General features: G+C 33.6%; 19 protein-coding genes. All 19 read right to left on the bottom strand.

The window, feature by feature from the left end; translation table 11 throughout:
- Nucleotides 1-199: 199 nt before the first annotated feature.
- The 19 genes from ALGA_RS17715 to fumC all read right to left on the bottom strand — a co-directional run bounded on the left by ALGA_RS17715 (nucleotide 200) and on the right by fumC (nucleotide 19,007).
- On the bottom strand, nucleotides 200-1,174 hold the full coding sequence (locus ALGA_RS17715) for a DUF6695 family protein (protein WP_145957668.1): 975 nt from the start codon (nucleotides 1,172-1,174) through the stop codon (nucleotides 200-202).
- On the bottom strand, nucleotides 1,155-2,570 hold the full coding sequence (locus ALGA_RS17710) for a pyridoxal phosphate-dependent decarboxylase family protein (RefSeq protein WP_162845483.1): 1,416 nt from the start codon (nucleotides 2,568-2,570) through the stop codon (nucleotides 1,155-1,157). Before ALGA_RS17710 ends, ALGA_RS17715 begins: the two co-directional genes overlap by 20 nt.
- 13 nt (nucleotides 2,571-2,583) lie before the next feature.
- Nucleotides 2,584-3,288, bottom strand: a complete 705-nt coding sequence (locus ALGA_RS17705; RefSeq protein ID WP_096431457.1) for a cysteine dioxygenase — start codon at nucleotides 3,286-3,288, stop codon at nucleotides 2,584-2,586.
- Between the two features lie 11 nt (nucleotides 3,289-3,299).
- Entirely contained in the window at nucleotides 3,300-3,815 is a 516-nt protein-coding gene (locus ALGA_RS17700) for a DUF4833 domain-containing protein (protein WP_096431455.1), read from the bottom strand.
- Nucleotides 3,816-4,027: 212 nt separating this feature from the next.
- Complete coding sequence (locus tag ALGA_RS17695; protein WP_096431453.1) at nucleotides 4,028-4,594, bottom strand: YceI family protein; 567 nt, start codon at nucleotides 4,592-4,594, stop codon at nucleotides 4,028-4,030.
- A 28-nt stretch (nucleotides 4,595-4,622) separates the two neighbouring features.
- Nucleotides 4,623-5,102 carry an OB-fold protein gene (locus ALGA_RS17690; protein ID WP_096431451.1) on the bottom strand — a complete coding sequence of 160 codons (480 nt, stop codon included), beginning with the start codon at nucleotides 5,100-5,102 and terminating at the stop codon, nucleotides 4,623-4,625.
- A 140-nt stretch (nucleotides 5,103-5,242) separates the two neighbouring features.
- Nucleotides 5,243-5,992, bottom strand: a complete 750-nt coding sequence (locus tag ALGA_RS17685) for a thioredoxin domain-containing protein (RefSeq protein WP_096431448.1) — start codon at nucleotides 5,990-5,992, stop codon at nucleotides 5,243-5,245.
- Nucleotides 5,993-6,098: 106 nt separating this feature from the next.
- Nucleotides 6,099-6,329 carry a nitrate/nitrite transporter NrtS gene (gene nrtS, locus ALGA_RS17680; RefSeq protein WP_096431446.1) on the bottom strand — a complete coding sequence of 77 codons (231 nt, stop codon included), beginning with the start codon at nucleotides 6,327-6,329 and terminating at the stop codon, nucleotides 6,099-6,101.
- Entirely contained in the window at nucleotides 6,319-6,588 is a 270-nt protein-coding gene (locus ALGA_RS17675; protein ID WP_096431444.1) for an anti-sigma factor family protein, read from the bottom strand. The genes nrtS and ALGA_RS17675 overlap by 11 nt, the downstream gene beginning before the upstream one ends.
- Nucleotides 6,589-6,592: 4 nt before the next feature.
- Complete coding sequence (locus ALGA_RS17670; RefSeq protein WP_096431442.1) at nucleotides 6,593-7,144, bottom strand: sigma-70 family RNA polymerase sigma factor; 552 nt, start codon at nucleotides 7,142-7,144, stop codon at nucleotides 6,593-6,595.
- Between the two features lie 469 nt (nucleotides 7,145-7,613).
- Nucleotides 7,614-7,880 (bottom strand): transporter suffix domain-containing protein, encoded by a 267-nt coding sequence (locus ALGA_RS17665; protein ID WP_096431440.1) that lies wholly within the window; start codon nucleotides 7,878-7,880, stop codon nucleotides 7,614-7,616.
- A gap of 237 nt (nucleotides 7,881-8,117) precedes the next feature.
- On the bottom strand, nucleotides 8,118-8,351 hold the full coding sequence (locus tag ALGA_RS23260) for an NAD-dependent epimerase/dehydratase family protein (RefSeq protein WP_197705609.1): 234 nt from the start codon (nucleotides 8,349-8,351) through the stop codon (nucleotides 8,118-8,120).
- A 727-nt stretch (nucleotides 8,352-9,078) separates the two neighbouring features.
- Entirely contained in the window at nucleotides 9,079-9,654 is a 576-nt protein-coding gene (locus tag ALGA_RS17655; RefSeq protein WP_096431438.1) for a hypothetical protein, read from the bottom strand.
- A gap of 1,094 nt (nucleotides 9,655-10,748) precedes the next feature.
- Nucleotides 10,749-11,150, bottom strand: coding sequence for a DUF6527 family protein (locus ALGA_RS17650; protein WP_096431436.1), 402 nt, complete (start codon nucleotides 11,148-11,150; stop codon nucleotides 10,749-10,751).
- The gene (locus ALGA_RS17645; protein WP_096431434.1) at nucleotides 11,137-12,312 is read right to left on the bottom strand and encodes a ThiF family adenylyltransferase; all 1,176 of its coding nucleotides are present in this window, start codon (nucleotides 12,310-12,312) and stop codon (nucleotides 11,137-11,139) included. The genes ALGA_RS17650 and ALGA_RS17645 overlap by 14 nt, the downstream gene beginning before the upstream one ends.
- A 3-nt stretch (nucleotides 12,313-12,315) precedes the next feature.
- Nucleotides 12,316-12,573 carry a multiubiquitin domain-containing protein gene (locus tag ALGA_RS17640; RefSeq protein ID WP_162845482.1) on the bottom strand — a complete coding sequence of 86 codons (258 nt, stop codon included), beginning with the start codon at nucleotides 12,571-12,573 and terminating at the stop codon, nucleotides 12,316-12,318.
- A gap of 111 nt (nucleotides 12,574-12,684) precedes the next feature.
- Complete coding sequence (locus tag ALGA_RS17635) at nucleotides 12,685-13,680, bottom strand: helix-turn-helix transcriptional regulator (protein ID WP_096431430.1); 996 nt, start codon at nucleotides 13,678-13,680, stop codon at nucleotides 12,685-12,687.
- Nucleotides 13,681-13,804: 124 nt separating this feature from the next.
- Nucleotides 13,805-16,471: a TrlF family AAA-like ATPase gene (locus ALGA_RS17630; RefSeq protein ID WP_096431428.1), complete on the bottom strand. Its 2,667-nt coding sequence runs from the start codon at nucleotides 16,469-16,471 to the stop codon at nucleotides 13,805-13,807.
- Nucleotides 16,472-17,609: 1,138 nt separating this feature from the next.
- Nucleotides 17,610-19,007 carry a class II fumarate hydratase gene (gene fumC / locus ALGA_RS17625; RefSeq protein WP_096433737.1) on the bottom strand — a complete coding sequence of 466 codons (1,398 nt, stop codon included), beginning with the start codon at nucleotides 19,005-19,007 and terminating at the stop codon, nucleotides 17,610-17,612.
- Nucleotides 19,008-19,254 lie beyond the last annotated feature (247 nt).

Below are 19,254 nucleotides of genomic sequence, written 5' to 3'. Positions count from 1 at the left end.
TTTCTTCAGTAGTATAATTCGATCTCAAATTGACTTGCTCGTGCAGACAAATTTTCCAATTGCTCTATATATTCTTCTTCAATACCCAATTCTAAAATTTCTGCAACTGCACGATTATACATTTTATAGATCCAGAGATAAGAATTCATTAAACTGTCCTGCCAAGGAAGCAAGCCGATTAAATTTACCTGTTTAAATTTTAATCGGCTATTCTAATAAGAGCAATCAAATTCTCGGATTGATTAATGATGACTCTCTGACAATGACTTAAATGGTCAATCTGAAAGGGTAATATTATATCAAAATGACTATTGCCGGCGATTTTAAATATTCCCTTACATTCTAAATCTCCTTCGGGACCATATCTTGAAATATGATAATTTCTAAACTTCTGATTTATAACAAACCATGAGCCTGAACCTTCGCCACTTAGCCACATAGCATTCTCAGGTATGTTATTCATTCTTGGTGGCTCTACTAATGTGAGTTTTAATTTCCGCTTGTCGGATACTGGAGCAGGGCAAAATGCTTTTGTTTTTAGAAGTTTAGGAATCACTACTTTGTTTGGCAATGCATTTACGTTGTTGAGTGGTGTTGGTGTTAATGGGACAAAGTATTTAAGTCTAAATGCATATTTCCATTGTGGCTTGCCAGATAATATCGAAGTATTTACAAAGCGTGAGCAATTACTGCCCTTGTATTGGAACGGACCGTATTGAATCGGGCCTCTTCGCTGTAAATGCAAAACCTTTTGATATGCCTTTTCAAACTCAATCATTGAATATGAAGCATGTAAAGCTCCTTCTCCATGACATTCATGGTTTAATTGTAATTCTGTTAGTATTTCGTTGTAATTTTCAATTCTTTGTCCGTCTTCCGAAATTTGAGCAAGTGTATTAACTTTTAGCCCATGATCTGTAATTTCGCTTCGAACTCTACCGTGTTGAAAAGGGGCAACATATCTACCAAAATCGAAATAATGACATTTTTTAGTTTTTGAGTTTATAAGAACTAATGCTGCATGCCCTACTTTGTAATAATGGTTGTCACTAACTCCTAATAAATTAGTAAAACGATCATACCAATAGCCTGGCTGTTTGCAATAGGTTTCAGGCCATGCTATTGCAATGGCAAAATCAGTACATCTGTTATTTTCAGGCATTGAAAATCGCATTTTCAAGTTTTTCTACTTCGAACAATAAATTGGCAAAAAACAAATCAATGTCCGACTTCTGCAGTTCCCCGTTTGCTGTAATCAGGCGTATTGCCAATGTTTTACCAATGTAACCATAGTTCACAATTGACTTGCCCGATTTTCTTAAGGATTCGCGTAATTCAAGATTGAATTTATTCAAATCGCTTTCATTTTTAGGAATGTATCGAAAGCAAACAGCAAAAGAATTTCTTTCAGATAAAAGCTCAAGCTGCGGATTTTCATTTACAATGTTTTCGGCATAAACAGCCATGTCAATTAAATTGTCGATGCGCTTTTGGTAACCTTCTAAGCCAAAATATTTCCACGCAAACCAAAGTTTAACTGCATCTACTTTTCTTCCACATTGTATTGATTTCTTTCCTAAATCTTCAATGGCATCAATATCATGAAAAATGTAATCGGTATTTATATCTGTAATATTGTGTTGAAGTGTGCCGCGTTTTTTAACAAGCAGTGCAGAACAAATCAGAGGGATATTCATGAGTTTATGAGGATTCCAGGCAAATGAATCGGTTTGCTCAATGCCTTTCATTAAATACCGGTTTTTATCGCTTAATATCAAAGAACCGCCAAATGAGCCATCGGCATGAAGCCAAATATTGTGTTTTTTGCATATCTCAGCCATTTCTTCAATTGGATCATAAGCTCCCAACAATGTTGTTGCACAAGTTGCGACAGCAAAAAATGGTTTTTCGCCACGACTAATAGCCTTTGCTATTTCCTTTTCCAATTCCGAGCTAATGAGTTTGCCGTTTTTGTCGGCTTTTACTTTGATTACATTTTTTGCCCCAATACCTAAAATATTAGCCGCGGTTTCAAATGAATAATGCGCTTGCTCATTTACAAAAGCAACTAGTTTATTGTTTCGGTCATATCCTTCAAAGCGGCTATCTGGAAAAATTCTGTTTCGAGCCGAGAACATGGCAATTAAATTTGCGTTGCTCCCACCACTTACAAAAATTCCATCGCCATCGGAATAACCCGCATAACTGTTCATTAGTGAAATCATTTCCGTTTCGATGACAGTGGCAACCGGGGCTACTTCGTATGTGTACATTGAAGTATTTGCCAAAACGCTAAACACCTCACCAATAAAAGCCGGGAAATTAAAACCTGAATACAGTTGATTTAAAAACTGCTTGTTGCCTGTTCTTACTGAATATTCCAAATACTTGTCTAAAAGTTCAAGAAATTCGTTCTCGGAAACTCCGTTTTCGCCAACTTTAAAATCAAATACTTCCTTCAATTCTTCAGGGCTTTTGAATTTAACTACGGGTTGAGAATCGTTTTGATTTTCTTGAATATAAGCTCTAATTTTCTCAAATGCTCCTGATAAAATCTCAATATCTTTCATTTTTGTTTTCTGCTTAATTAATACTTCTATTTCCCAATTTCTTCTCCATATTACGCAAGAGGGGCGAAAGTCCATTGCATTCATAAAACAGTTTTACCAATGAAAAATAATCGGCAACAAGCTCGTTACTTACGTTTATCAATGGCTTTTCAGAAAGAATAAGTTGCTTGTCCATATTCAAATATGCCGAACCCATTGTTGTTACTTCCTTATCTAATTCGGGAAGATAAACAATAGCATCCTTTGAAACATCGCTTTGCTGGCTGTTTGAACCATAAATATGAAGAGTGCTAAAGTTTTTGGAACTTGAATTGCCCATCATATGAGTTAAATTTCCACTCACCGAAGCAATTTGCCCTTTTTGAAAATTGTCTTTTTGAATAATTTTCAGTTCATCATTTGTTACGCTGTACAAACGATGGGTAGCTTCACCAAAAAAGTAAACACAACCCCACTCGGTATAGCCATGATTGTGGATGGCAGTAAAATCTCCCGGTTTCCATGACATTAAAAGGATTTTAAAATTTCCGTTATCGTAAATCAACTGCCTGCCGTAACTTTCATCTGGGGAATGGTTGTAAGAAAAATATTGGGCGACATCTTGTTCTGTTAGTTTATAACTTTCAACCATCTCTAAAACCATCGGATTGGTGACCGAATTCTGATTTCTGAGATCGTTTATCAGATTCTCTATATTTTTTGAAAAGCCCGTATTCATAATATTGAGTTTTATGGAATTATGGTTTCTTTTATTTTCTTGTCAGTTCTAGATAAGGTTGCATAGAGCTCAACTTTGGGAATTTTAGGAATCCAGAAAGTACCCCCAGTAATGTAAATAAACACTCTATCAACTTCAACTTCCACATTATTAGACATTGTGAAAACCCTGAATTCATTGTTCTTGTTTTTCTTTAGTTCAAAAACCCGTTTATCGTAAGCCGCGAGTCTAAATTTAGCATAGTTTTCTGATTTTGAAAGATAAACTATACCGTAAGCAAATTTTTGTTGAATCCATGTTAAAGGTACAATCTTACTTTTTCTGGTTCTTTTTATCCAGTAAACTTGTATTGGGTTTTCGGCATTCAGCCGATTGTATTTGTCTAAATTTAATGAATAGTAGATTTCGTTTGCATCTTTGCTTCGTCCAATTGAAAACAAAATTTTATCCTCTGGAGCTACTCTCAAACCAGTACTAAGAAGTCCGAAAGAAAGTAGTAAAACCGATTTGAAAATAAACTTAATCATACACTACTATTTATATGTTAGGGCATATTCCTTTTTAAATTCAATGGCAAGAGCTAAAACAATAAGGAAGTATGGAATGTTTATAATAATATCCTTAGCATCGACCTTTTCTTATAATCATGCTTAGAATGCCACCAAAATATTTGAGCATTAATAATGCAGGAAGTAAAATTGTCAGAATTTTACTTCCTACAAAAAATAGTGTAGTATGTCTATTTAGCTTGATACTCTGCGTGAACAGTTATCTCAACTGTTTTGGCAATGTTCGATGCAGGTTTTCCTTTCACGAAAGTTATTCCATAATCAGCCAATGTGATATTGAATGTACTTTGCACTTCAATTTGATTCCCTTTTACAGTAATATTTCCTTTTTCTTTTATCGGTTTTGTTACACCTTTAATTGTCAGATTACCTTCAAAATTAGCCAGATACATGCCATCCTTTTCAAAATTTATTTGAGCTAAGTTGGTAATCTTTCCTTTTAGCTTTGCTTTAGGAAATGCTTTTGTCTCCAAAAATTTCTTGCTGTTAAAATGTTTTTGCATTAAAGCCTTTTCAAACTCAAAACTTTGCATTGGAACCGAAAAAACGACATCACCTGTTGATGGGGCAATGGTACTTATGCTTGTATAGTTATTGGCCTGGATATCTTCAACACCGGTGTGCGAGAAAAATTTCACATGTGTTTTCGAACTAACTAATTTTCCAACTGGTGGGCTAAAGGCAAATAATGTTAAAACTATTGCCGACATACTTACTAAAAATTTAACTTTTTTCATGATATATAATTTTAAAATCGGTTACTAATTATTTAACTAAATCACTTTTTTCAAGAACTACGTTCTCGTACATTTCCAAGTCGGAGTCAAACGAAGCTCCTAAACGAATTACACCTTTAATGGTTACTATTTCGCCTACCCTGGTATTTGAAATATTTTCATTGGTTTCTTTCGTAAATGTGCAGCTAACTCCAGCTTTGTCCGAAGTTCCCTTAAGCAAAACAACTTTTTGTCCCTTAAAATCTTCGCTGATTTTGGCAACGGTACCTTTAATTTCTAAAACCTTTGATTCTCCATCATTAGCAAGGTATTTTTCATTTGATTCTGCTGGATTTTCAAGATATTCAGCAACCAATTGAGAAGCCGAAAGGCTAAAATCAGTAGAAGCACTTTGAACATTACGATGTGGCATATTGAACATGTATAAAACAGTTCCGCCACCTATAAGTAAACCAGCTATTAGCAGGATTACTCCAATTTTCAATATTTTTTTCTTTTTCGGTATCATATTATTTTCAATTAAACGGTGATTATATGAATTGCGAATTTTGCTGTTATTTCAAATTCTTACTATTAAACAAAATTTACTTTCAAACAAACAGTCGGTAAATTTTTCAAACCTGACAGAACAATCAGGTTTTTTTCTGATTATTTTTCATCACCCTGTACCTGAGTGTATTTCATTCTATTTTCTTCAAATAAACTCACCAATTCATTCTTGCCAATACTTCCATTGTGCGTAAAAATAATTTTGCCTTTACGATACAAAACCAAATAGGGAACACTAACAACAGTTAATTCTTTCATCAGTTTTTTACTTGCATCAGAATTGATTTTAACGATTGTAATTTTGTCTTTGTATTCTGTTTTAAGGCTATCAATCATTGGCATCATTTTACGGCACGGAGCACACCAAGGGGCATAAAAATCAGCAAATACTAGTTGTTCAGAATTTATCAAAGCGGTAAATTCGTCCACTTCCATTTTATTTTCGGTATCAGGTTTGGCATCAAGGTCAACTAAAACAGGAAGGTTTTTTAAATTCCACTCCATAATGCCGTGTTCCAGATTATAAATATTTTTGTATCCATTTTCCGCTAATATTTCAGCAGCTTTTTGGCTTCTGTAGCCTGTGTTGCAATACAGGTAAATGGCTTGGTTTTTAGGAAGCAATAATAACTTCTTCCTGAATCCTAAAGCATAGTAGTTTAATTGTCCGGCATCTTTTATATGCCCATTTTTAAACTCACCAAGAGTACGTACATCAAGCAATGTGCCTGATGAATCTTTAATGAGTTTTTCAAATTCGGTGGAATTAACTTCTTTAATAGTCTGATTTTGACCGCAAGCAGTTAAAAATAAAAAGCAGGGAAAGACTAATGATAATATTCGTTTCATGATTTCAAAATTTTACGATTTACTAAACTGTCGTATACATTTTGAAACCTGACAAATAATCGGCAATATTTTTTTTGATGATTGAGAATCAGAATTATAGGCTGAGCTATTTATTTCTGTTTGCTAAAACTGAAGAGAATAAAGAAACACAAAAAGGGACTAAAAATGTCAAAATAATTCGGCTAAGATGGATTTCTGTGTCTGAAGAAACTTGAAATAACTGTGGATTATTAATGAGGTTTAGAATAATACCGATAAACAAAGCCACTTTTAAAGCTCTGAATAAACTGGTTTTATCTGTCGCCAATTGCAGATAGCTTACATTTTTAGTTTTCATCAAGGCCTTCAATTTTTTTTGTTATTGTACTTTTAAGTGCCTCAACATCAATAGTTGATACTTTTGATTTTTCTAAATTTGAAATTACTTTCTCAATCAAGCTACTTTGTTTTTCGTAATTTGAGCAAGCACTGCACATCATTTTGTGCATTTTGAGTTGTAGTTTTTCCTTTACCGAAAGTTCAAAATGAAATTTCTTTTCAATCAATTCAGTAGCCTTCAAACAGGAAAGGAAAAAAAGATGCATTAGTTTCTTCATGTTTCTAATTTTTAAACCAGTTATTTTCAATACAATTTCTCAATTGTAATTTTGACCTATGTACTATCTGCCAATAATTAGTAGGAGCAATCTCTAATTCCTGACAAATATCTTCACCACTTTTTTCAGTCAGGTATTTCAACTTAACGCAAGTACTCCATTTTTCAGGCAAAGCATCGAGGCATTTTTTTAAAATCTGCTGAAAATCATTATCGTCAAGCAAATGATTTTCTTCATCCTGCCAGTCTTTAGGTCGTTTCTCTTTTTGCCAACTTCCATCCTCATCAAAATAGCTTGCAATCGTATTGCTTTCCATGGCAACTGGTTTATTTACCTTCTTTCTGTAATAGTCAATTATCTTATGGTTTAAAATTGAGAACAGCCATGTTTTAGCAGAACTATCCCCCTTAAAAGTGCTTACTTTTTCAGCTGCAGCCAAAAAAGTTTCTTGTACCAAATCTTCTGCGGTTTCGGCCGATGAGGTTTTATAATACGCCCATTTGTACAGCTCGTTGGTAAATTCATTTACCCATTTTATTAAGTTTTCATTCTCCATAGTTCAAATTATATGTTTCGGGCAATATTTGTAAAGTGGGTTGATAAAATTGACTCTTAAAATTTTGTCGAAGGCCTGGCTTTTTGCATCAGGACAAAAATAAAATGTGCCATTTGTGAGCTTGGCAAAATATACTAAAACATTCGGCAGCCTTGGGTCTCTGGTAACTTTTTCTTTCTGTCCTTTCACAATGATTTACTTTCTATTTTAGTTCTGTCATCGGTCTTATTGCACTTGGCACTATGGCCAGTTTGTCTAAAAACATATTAAGAATACTCAATTGAATTTTAAAGATAGCCACTTTAAGGAAACATCAAAATTGGATGCAAAATCGATAGACTGAAAAAAAAGATCCTTAAGAGTCAAAATCAATCAAGTGTTTATGAAGTCGGTATTACTGATATCTGTTTTGAATGTGGTTTTGGAAATATCTCCTATATCAACAAAACATCTAAAGCCATCACTGATATCATTGTGATTCCTTATTCTTATCCCCTTTTTTAAACCAATTTTTAGGGTTAAAGTATGATTTGTATTTTACGAAAAGTTCTTTACCAACCAATATTCCTCCCACCCAAAACATTACTTCACCAATAATCAGAGATATTGTTGAGAGTGTAATTTTGCTTTTAGCTTCCATTTCAAGGAATGGAATTGCAGGTAGGAAAAGAAAAAATGGAATACAGAAAACAATCAATAATATTCCCACTCTTATTCTCCAGTTCTTTTTTTTCATATGATTATAATTTTAAGTTTTTGCCATATGGAACTTACCATATAATCATCTCCCTGTGTGTAGAAAGCTTTATACATGGACGTTTCATATTGTTTTACTTACTAATGGTTTGTATAAGAATAGTAGCCGGCTGCGGCACTCAAAGCTTTCAATTTACAATGAAGTTTAAGCGGCTCACAACTCCTGAATTGACTATTAAACCGGCTGTTATTTTATATTTCCTAAGATGGTAACAACTTATTTACTGAATTCAGTTAAAGGAACAATAGCTGGATTAAATTCAATTCCTAAATCTTTTTTTGCAGCCTCATTTTTGTAAATAACACGAGCATTTCGAGACGGTTTTATATTATTTAGCATAGCCGAAATATCTGTTGTTGATACCCGAACCTTAAAACCTTCCTGTAAAAATTTCTTTGTGGTGTGACTTCCAATGAAACCTGAGCCACCAATAATTCCTACTTTTTTCATTTTAGTATTTTAGTTAATTGCATAGCCTGTTTCTCCCAAATAATGGCTGACAAGAGGATAAAGAGCATTGCACTATACATCGCTTATCTGTGATTTGCACAGACAACGGCCTCTCAAATCATCAAAACCGTCCTTTTAAATTACGACTTTTTTAATTGAACTGACATACTTATCATACTGGGGAAAAGATCGCTTATCTTTCAAGGATATCTGGTAATAGAAAAGGATATGATCATTTGTATTCAAACAGAAAAAACACAAAAATAGAGACACTACCATTTGTCTGGCTCAGATTGCCATTTGTGATGCCCAAATCGCTATTTTTCGACTTTAACTTGCCATTTTTTCACTTCAGATTAGCATTTATCGGGTCCTTATTGTTATTTGTGATGCCCAAACCGCTGTTTTTCGACTTTAACTTGCCATTTTTTCACTTCAGATTAGCATTTTTGGGGTACAACTTGCCATTTGTGATCCTCAAATTACCATTTGTGGGGTGAAAACCTCCGCTGGAGGGTACAAATTAGCGGGGGACTAGTAAAATAGGGTGTTTTGCCTAAGTTGACAAATAAGAGACCTATTAAATATGCCAAGTTATAGTAAATACAAATCTAGAAGGATCAGATTCAATCAAGATTATCCTACAAGGCCTGCTTTTATTGGACTAATGAGCATAAAAAAAGACCCGTTTGGGTCTTTTTTTTTATTGTGTCTGATGCATAGTGATTCATTTTTTTAATTCTTTCATTTGAATAAAGTTCCCTTCAGCATCTATACTAATTATTTGTGATTGAAGACCTTTTGACACTCCAAATCGATAAATCTCTATTGGCCAAGCCGGAGATTCTAATTTCTCTTTTGTTGTTGATATTTTCCAGGCATTGAATTTAGATTCTTTAAGCGCATTATGAATGCCCATAGTTAAGCCCTTAATTTGTGTTCTTGTTTCGTACCAATAGCCATTAATATTATAAATTGCTCTACTCAGTTCTCCTGGATTATTCACAAATTCAACCTCAAAGTAATTCGGTTTCTGGTAGGTGTAAACTACAACTGTTCGCTGACCATACCATCCATTATACCAATCAGAACTGTAATCATTTTGCCAATAGGTTAAGTGGGTTACGTACCACCCTTTTAATAAAATATCAGGATATTGTTTTTTAAATGTGTTCGAAACAATTTTGGGAATAGACCTTTCGCTGACAGCCAGTCTTTGAGCTACAACATTTTGAGAATATCCGTTTATGCTTGAGCCAATCAAAAGGATCAACAGGAATGTGATTGCTACTTTATTTTTCATTTAATTCATTTTTAATATTCGTTTGCAGGCCTTACTCCCATCAAGTTACAAGGAGCTTGATGTTGATGTGCCTAAATTTAACCTAAGGGAAGTCTGTCTAAAAACTGATTGAAATATTCAATTAAATTTTAAAGATAAACACTTTCAGTACAGATAAATATGTACACCCCGAATTTACAAAACAAACATTGCTTACCAAAAAAAATTGCCAAATCCGGTTAGCGCAGAAGATCGGTAAGAGTTTTGGCAGTGAAAAGGATACGAAGATGGCAAAACGGAACAAAAAGCATCTTCAAATCACAATCGCATTAGGTTAATTGTCTTCGCTGGTTTCCTCTTTACCATTTAAAGTGTAAAACAAACGGGCACTGCTCATGCTCTTCGCGGCTACAGCTCTACTTCCCGCAAATGGCCCTAAAATTTTTGGATGAATAAGAAGGAGAAGCCCCTTGAGCTAGAGAACGACACCATCGCACATAGTGCGCACAGCCATTGTAAGCTTTCTTTTTTCATCAGGAAGCACTCTTCAGTCATTTAATGATTTGCTTCGGTTCAGGAACGACTTTGTTGTTTCATTTGGAAGCTTCGTTCGGTTCAGGAACAACTTGGTTCCATCATTTGATGACTTGCTTCGGTTCAGGATACTCTTTGTTTTTTCATTCGATAACTCTCTTTTCTCATTGGGAAGCTTTCGTCAGTCATTCGATGACTTGCTTCGGCTCAGGATACACTCTGTTTTTTCATTGGGAAGTGTTCCCAGGAAATACCCTTGCTCCCAATTCCTATAAATTTGCTTTCTCTAGAAAAACCGACCAAATGTAGCAAGTTATGGAAACTGCAAATCAAGAATGATGATATAGAAGCAAAATCATCCTGCAAGGCCTGCTTTTAGTGGAATAATGAGCATAAAAAAAGACCCGCTTGGGTCTTTTTTTTATTGCGGTTGGTTGTCCTTTTAAGTTATAAGGAAGTTGAAGTGGGCTAAAACTCTTGAATTTTACTGACTCTGCTGTTATTTTTATACATTGTTATGCCTTCGTTGTTCCTTTTCGTCCGTTCGGTTAGTTTATTATTTCAGGGTTATACTTCTTCAACTATTTACCAAAAACAAATTTAATAAATCGTTTGAAAAGAGATTGTTTATTATACTTATTTTCAAGATTATAATAATATGACTTTCTCTTTTCTTCTTCGGCTTCGCCCCCTTCTTTAATTTGTTCTTCACTCCACTGATATGACCATACTATTTTACCATCTATAATCCAATAATGAGATTTACAAGGTAATTGCCAATTACCAATAGATGGATAAAGAGTTGGTTTGTTATTTACCTCTTTAAAAGACCACTCAGCTAGATCAAGTGGTGTTATTATTTTATTCTTACAACCACAAGGACATAAGTGTCCCGCAACTCCAAATTCTTTAGAAACATATAAAAACCCTTCTTCAAGTTCTTTTGGTAAATAATGTACTTTTAATAGTTTAATTCTTTCCATTTTCCCCAAAACAATTTAGCCCGTCGATATTAAATAATGTATGATAATAAGAATTGTCATCAACATAAAATTCTCTTAACTGCTTATACTTTATTATTGCTAAACAAGCATTTAATGCATTAAGCTCTGAAATTTGAATATTGTTTTTATATACATCATCAGGAATATCACTCAGGGGAGCTAATCTTTTTTCCATTAGATTTTGTGCTGATTCTTTAGAGAAACTTGTTGTGCGAAGCATTCCGCTTATAGCCCCCATATTTCTATCAAGCCCCATACCGATATCGATAAAAGGAATTTTCAATTTTATTAGCAACTCAAAAATTTCAGCACGAGAAGTCCCACTATCTACACATACAAAAGCAAATGTAACACCCACTAAATCTTTTTCAGAATCAGAAGTAATATAATTAGAGTGGATATTAATATTATCACGAAAGCCTTCGTATCGTTGTTTATATACTTCCGATTTTCTTTTACCAAGTTCATCTGCTTCTAATTTTCCAGGCGAACGAAAAGCATTATGAACATGATACCAATCTAAATCAAATCCTCTAATTTCTTTAACAGGAGTCTTAACAAGGAAATCTAAAAGATATGCCCCTGTTCCTCCAAGTCCTATAATCGCAACAGTATCTTCTTCAAGTTTAGCACTTAAATCACCAATTTCAGATCTACTAGAAAGAGTATCTCTAAATTTGAATACTGAATTTGAGTTTTCTGCGACAACCCTAAAAGTATATGGATGAATATCAAATTTATTCATAGATGGTCCAGAAATAATGGTGACATAACTCTCAATTTTATCAAACCAATTTTCAAACTTTCCACTTGGAGGTTTATTTGAAAATGATCTTTGCACTATTAAATCATCTGAAGTTAATTTTAATTGTACTGGTCCACCACCTAAATTTCTGATTGGTTTTCCACTCAATTCATGAGGGTGGCTACCGCAAAAATAAATTTGATGATCTACCATTCCAACTTTATACTGGTCAATCGAATTCAGTATTGAGACAATTGCCCCAATATTTAATTCACCTTTATTGTCTAGATATGGAATATCCCTAACAACAAGGTGATTGCTATCAATAGATAATGCATAACCCTTCTTTAGTAACCTATCAATGTCTTCGTTATATTTAGCAAGTTTAGTAGCCATAGTTTATGATTGTCCAGTATGTTTAACTTTAAATCTCATTCCTTCTTTAACCTTTACAGTTCCACCTGGCGATAAGATTCCAGTGGGTTTGTTACCCTGACCTCTTTCATAAGTCACAGAATAAGTTCTTTCTGGATGTTGCGGAAAATCTGGAAAAGCAAGTGTTACTACTTCATCATAAGTTATTTCATCTTTTTCAACTTCATGAGGTTCTCCGTTTATAAATATGGTTACCTCTTTTTTTTCTTTAGAATTTGACATTTTATTATTTATTTAAACGTTAATATTATTTTACGTTACAAATAAACAATGACATGACGCACTCTACTTGCGTCATAAAAAATAATTAAAAATTAATTTCTATTTGCACGTTTAATAGCGACTTAAAGCCTCAACAAAAGTTTGTTTAAATATTTTACATATTGATTCTGGGGCTAATACGGTTGCCGAACTTCCATAACTGAATATCTTGGAATAAAATTCATAAGAAGGTTTAACAGAAACTTTAATAACAAATTTGCTCGTTGTATCCTCTAAAACTATTTGAGAAAGATGAATAGGTAAGGTTTTAAGATAATTTCCTTGTTCAGGATTAAATGAAATAATAACATCAATAGGATCTTCTTCTGTAACTGTAATACCGAAAGAGTATTTAAAGTATTCTTTACTATCGAAAGGGACTTCATCGAATAAATCTTCTGTTATAGTAACATCAATAATTCGATCTAATGCAAAAGTAATAAGTCTATCATGCTTAACATTTATTCCTAGAATATACCAAAGTTGTTTATCCTCTTTTAAAAGAATTGGTTTAAGTCTATGACACTTAATTACATCATCAAACTTATGATATTCAATTTCAATAATTTTCTTTTTGGATATTGCCTCTAAAATATCTGAAATTAACTCAATTCCTCCTATTTGTGGATGTTTTTCAGTTTCGAGCAATGTCTCTTTTTCAAATAGTTCTTTTAATTCTGGGTCAATATTTGAATTATCGAATACTTTTTGAACAGCATTCGTAATTTCTTTGAAAATAGGATATTCTTTATATTGACTAACAGTTTTTGCATAAAAAAGTAAAGCAGTTATTTCTTCAGGTTCTAATTCTAAAGATGGAAAGATATTTTCAGGAATTTCTGAATAGAAATATGTTTTGGTCCTTTCATCTTTCACAATAGGTAAATAGAAACCTAATTCAGTATCCTCAGCTAAATCTTTAAGGTCTGTTTGGATAGTTCGAAGTTTAACAGGTATTCCAGCATCATTACAAATTTCAACTATTCTACGAGTCTTGTGTCTTCCGCCTCTTCGTAAAATATTGTGAATAATTCGATATCTTTTTAAAGCTTCTTTGTTTTTTGGCATAACTCAATTTTTTAATTCCCGAAAATGCTCATAAATCATAACCATCGCTAAAGTATCTAGCTCACAGTATTCCAATAGTGCACTAAATTCCGCATTACATATAGCTTTTGTTACCAACTGACCTTTATATTTTATATATTTCTTGTCTTCTTTTAAATGCTTGTTTCCCACCTTCCAATATTTCACAACAAGACTTACGAGTTTGTTCAGTATCAATTGAACCTCTTTCCATTATGACAGATTTTATACTTGTACTCTTCAACGGAATAATCAATTCAGCATCTCCCAAAACTGCAATATTAGGATTGTGAGTAACTATAATTACCTGTCGAAATTCTTTTATCCGCCTTAGATTTTTAACTATAGACTTGTAAATAAATTCACTATCTAAATTATCTTCGGGTTGGTCAATCAATAGGGGTACTTTACTTTTAGACTGTAATAAGATTGCAAGCAAAATAGATTGCTGTTGTCCTAATGAAAGTTGATTTAATGAACGACGAACAGTTTGCATCGTTCCATTTTCATCAGAGACTGTTTTCGTTACTATTATGCTAGGTCTATCGTCATAATCGAGTGTGTCAAAATCTTCATAATTATAGTTTTCTTGAGCCTTGCTAAGCAAAGAGTTTATTTCTTCGTCATTAAACATCCTACCATTCTGGTCTTCTATGTCTTTCATAAAATCAAGATTCTTTTTTCGAATCGCCATTACAAATTCAAGAGGTGTAATGCTATTTGCAAAAGCTTCTGATTTTTTATTCAATCTCCATTGTGCTAAATTTTTAATTGCTTGTTCAAAAGAAGGTGAATATTTACCCTCTTTATATTTAACAGAAACGAAAAAATCATCTACGCTATTCTTTAGATTGTCATTAATAGTTTTCCCGAACTCATAGTGCTGATAATAAATCTTACTTTTTACGTCTAGTCTTTGACGGATAAGTACATCCCTTGATTTTAATAAATCTTTTAGCTCAACTTCCTTCTGCTTTAGTAATTTTAACTTATTCTGGTAAGTAACAACATCTTTAGTGATTTGATTAATTTTGCCAATATCAAAAGGAATCCCCTTTTCTTCAAGCTCTTTTTTCTTAGCATTAATTTTTGCCTGAATTTCAGTTTCTTTACTAGCCCAATCTTGTAGCTGTACTTTTAATTCTTCTATTTTTTGTTTGAGCTCAGTACTTAATTCTATTTGTTTGACAGAAACAATGTCGCCAAACATTTTAACTATTTCTTTAACTTTAATAAAATTGTCCTTTCCTACTTTAATCTCATTCCCGTCAATCTCCTCAAAACTGTCGAAAATTGTTTTATCTGATAAGATATCTCGATATTTAGTAAACAACTCATTTAAATCCTCTTTAATATCAGTTCTTATTTCTTTTTCTCGAACTAAAGCAAGGTGAAAATTAACCAATTCGCTTGCTTTATCTTGCTGTAACTGTTTTAATTTACCTTCTAGATTTACCTTCATTTTGGTAACTTCGGGTATTTGAGTTACTGCTAAACGCAAACCTCTTAAGTTACTTTGATTTTCATGCAACTTGTCTCTTAATGTTCTATCATCAGAATTTAATTCATCAAGGTCAAGAAATGAATTAAGAAAGTCAATTAAGTATTGTGGATTTTGTTCGCTAAATTGAATGGTTTTTGCAGTTTCTCCTTGTCCATAACTTTCAATTGGTATTTTTGATAGACCTTCCTCAGTTGATGAATTAAGAGGATAAGAATTTTTCTCTCTTACAAAACTAATTAATTGACCTGTTTCATCTTCATAAGTAAGATTAATTTCATCAGGCCAGACTTCACTATCAACTACTGACATTTCAGAATTATTCCCTGAACCTACACGTAAAGCTTCAAGCAAGGTTGATTTGCCTGCACCACGACCACCAATGATACATGTGAGATTACTACTAAAATGAATTATTTGATTTGCTAATAAACCACCATTTAAACTCACTCCAACAAACCTAGGTAGTTTCTCAGGAATTAAATTCTCAATTCTAACTCTAGAATTGCTTGAAATTAGTGCAATCCTAAAGGCATGAAAAGATATTATATCTAGCTTTATTCTTGTTAATTTTTTCTCGCCATCAGCATTTGTTCCCAGTCTATCAGTAGTATGGGCATCCGAAGACATTAGTTTAGGAAATTCAAAGTCTTTCTCAGAATCTAGAAAATCTATTCTTTGATTTACAAAATGCATCCTTTTTTGACCATCTTCACTTTTATCTCTCTCAGTGTATAAATCAATTTCACTTTTGTCACTTATCTCTAAACCATATAAACATTCATGTTCTAAAATTTTAGACATCTTTGGATCAAATCTACCAATGGTCTTTTCAAATCCAGCATTTGAACTTATATGCGCAAGGATACCAAGTCCATTGTATTGTTTTGCGAAATTAAGACACTCAACAATTCCCTGTGTGCAAGTTTCTCTATCATCGGAAATTGTGAGTTTTCCCCTAAAATTCTTAAGGTCTTCATGTTTTTCAAAGTATACTAGTAGGTGGCCCTGCAAGGTTGATATTTCGATACCTGGGATTACTAGTATTTCTTTACCTTCTGCATGCTTTATTGCTTTTTTACTATTTTGAACTTCATTATGATCAGTTATAGCTATGATTGACAAGCCTTTTTCTATTGATATGTCAACAATATTTTCGGGGGTCATTGTTGTATCAGTTACATCAAAAGAACCATCCTCTCCATAACTATGAATGTGTAAGTCAGCTTTGTAAAATTTTGCACCGCTATTAGTTGTAGTGTAATCAATCATATCTTTTTCTTAGGCGTTTAGTTTCTACGATGCTGTTTTTTTGGCTTGTTGATAATGTTTGTGTATTTATATTTCTTTTATCGATCTTAAAACACACATTTATACATCTTATAGAATAGTATCAATGTATTTATGTCCACCTATAAGCCTTTCATGTATACTCTTTACCTTTTCGCCCCCCAATCTACAAAACAATAAAGCCCCAACAAAAATTTATTATCATTATTTTACAGGACATTATCGTTTAAGAATAGAAAGACGAGATTGTCTTTTAAAAAGCAGGAAGGAATTTGCAATAGTTAGCTAAGCAATTGGCTGGTTAGTCCAAACCTTAGTTCGCATATTACTCCTATGCCCAACTCCAATTCTATTTTATGTGGCTAAAGCCAATTTATTAATTTCATGCTATCAGTTGCTTAAAAGCAAAGCAATAGATGTTTTGCTTTGCTCCTTACATCAGTAAGTGCTTTGTATTTTTTATCCATTGCAGTTTGGCTTTAGCCAACTGAAATTAGAATATTCTAATCTTTTGCTTTAGCATCATTTTATTTCTTACAATCATTTATATTTCTTGTTATCTTTTGCTTGAAAGCAATTGCACTAGACACTCAGCTTTGCTCCTTGCATCAGTAAATGCTTTGTATTTTTCATCTATTGCAGTTCGGCTTTAGCCAACTGGATTTAAAATATTCTAATCTTTCGCTTTAGCATCATTTTATTGCTTACAATTCAGCACAAGAATCGACTAAACAATACTCCCCAAACAAAGCATTCTCTTTGATATTTTACATGTGATTATAGATTAACTATATAAAGATAATGTTGTCTTGTTTTATTTAACTTAGAAAAGCAAGTCCTTCCCTGTTTTTATTCAAGTTCAAGCAATAAAAAAAGTGAAAGAATCTCTTCTCCCACTTTTGTAGTTTATCTTGAAGCCAGGCTATTTGTAATTCTTTGGCAATAGGTGGTTTATCAACAATCTTGCTATCTAAATAAAATACAATCTGGTTTTACTTTTAAGATAGTCTTGCGGTGTTCGTTCCTATCCACCGTGGTTAAGTTTAAGCGGGCCCCTCCACTTTAATTTACAACTGTACCAGCTATTACCGATGAGCGCGTGTTGGCATTTAATTACCAACTATTCCATTGATCCACACATAAGTTCCGGCTTCACCCATTCATCAAATTGCTCATTGGTTACAAGATTAAGTTCCAAAGCTGCCTCACGCAAAGTTTTGTTTTCTACATGCGCTTTCTTTACAATTATAGCAGCATTTTCATAACCTATATGCGTATTGAGTGCCGTTACCAGCATAAGAGATTTTTCGAGATATTGTTTTAGTATAGGGAAATTCGGCAGAATCCCTACAATGCAATTCTTATTGAATGAAGCACAGGCATCTCCTATCAAGCGAGCTGATTGCAAAACATTAGCCGCAATAAGTGGTTGAAAAGCATTTAATTCAAAGTGCCCGTTTGAACCTCCTATGGATACAGCTACATCATTTCCCATTACCTGGGCGCATACCATTGTTAAAGCTTCTGTTTGAGTGGGATTTACTTTACCCGGCATGATGGATGATCCGGGTTCATTTTCCGGAATGATAAGTTCACCTATGCCGCAACGGGGCCCAGAACTTAACATTCGTATATCATTTCCTATTTTCATCAATGAAACGGCACAACGTTTTAATGCTCCGGATAATTCAACCATACCATCGTGTGCTGCGATGGCTTCAAATTTATTGGGCGCTGTAATGAAGGGTAAACCGGTGAGCTCCGCAATTTTTTGTGCCACCATTACATCATATCCTTTCGGTGTATTGAGTCCTGTTCCAACAGCAGTACCACCCATGGCCAATTCACTGACCGTTTTCAGTGCATTTTTAATTGCCTTGATACTATTCGTTAGTTGTTGTGAGTAACCTGAAAACTCCTGCCCTAAGCTTAGTGGAGTAGCATCCATAAAGTGAGTACGCCCTATTTTCACTACACCTTTAAAATCCTGCGATTTCTTGAACAAGGTATCTGCCAATGTCTCTATCCCTGGAATCGTATTCTCAACTACCATTTTATATGCTGCAATGTGCATAGCAGTTGGAAAAGTATCGTTAGAGGATTGTGATTTATTAACATCATCATTTGGATGAACATAAAGCTTTCCTTCCCCTAATCTATTGCCTTGTATTACATGGGCCCGATTAGCAATTACCTCGTTTATATTCATATTCGATTGAGTTCCTGAACCTGTTTGCCATATAACCAAAGGAAACTCCTTATCATGCTTGCCCGCAATAATTTCATCACATACTTTTGCAATCAGCTCCTTTTTATCTTCAACCAACACTGCTAATTGATGATTCGTTATCGCGGCTGCTTTCTTCAGATAAGCAAATGCATGAATTATTTCTTTAGGCATAGATGCTTCATGCCCTATTTTAAAATTATTTCGTGAACGTTCTGTTTGTGCGCCCCAATAACAATTAACCGGCACTTTTACTTCACCCATCGTATCTTTTACTACTCTGTATTCCATAAAATTCATCTTTTTACCTTTAGTATTTCTTATATATCGTCTGTCATGCTTGCTTGTTAAGGCAGTCTGTCTAATAATCTAAATCAACTCGCTTTGATTCTTCTTTTTCTTCATTTTCACAGACAAATCCCTAAATAAAATACTATCCCCTGCTAGCGGGGCATTCATGTTGTTTTTCCCCATTAAGCTACAAAACAATAATCCCCAAACAAAGCATTCCTACTTGATATTTTATATGCGATTATAG

The organism is Labilibaculum antarcticum (assembly GCF_002356295.1).
GTDB classification, from domain to species: Bacteria; Bacteroidota; Bacteroidia; order Bacteroidales; family Marinifilaceae; genus Labilibaculum; species Labilibaculum antarcticum.
This window is presented reverse-complemented; position numbering and strand designations above follow the sequence as displayed.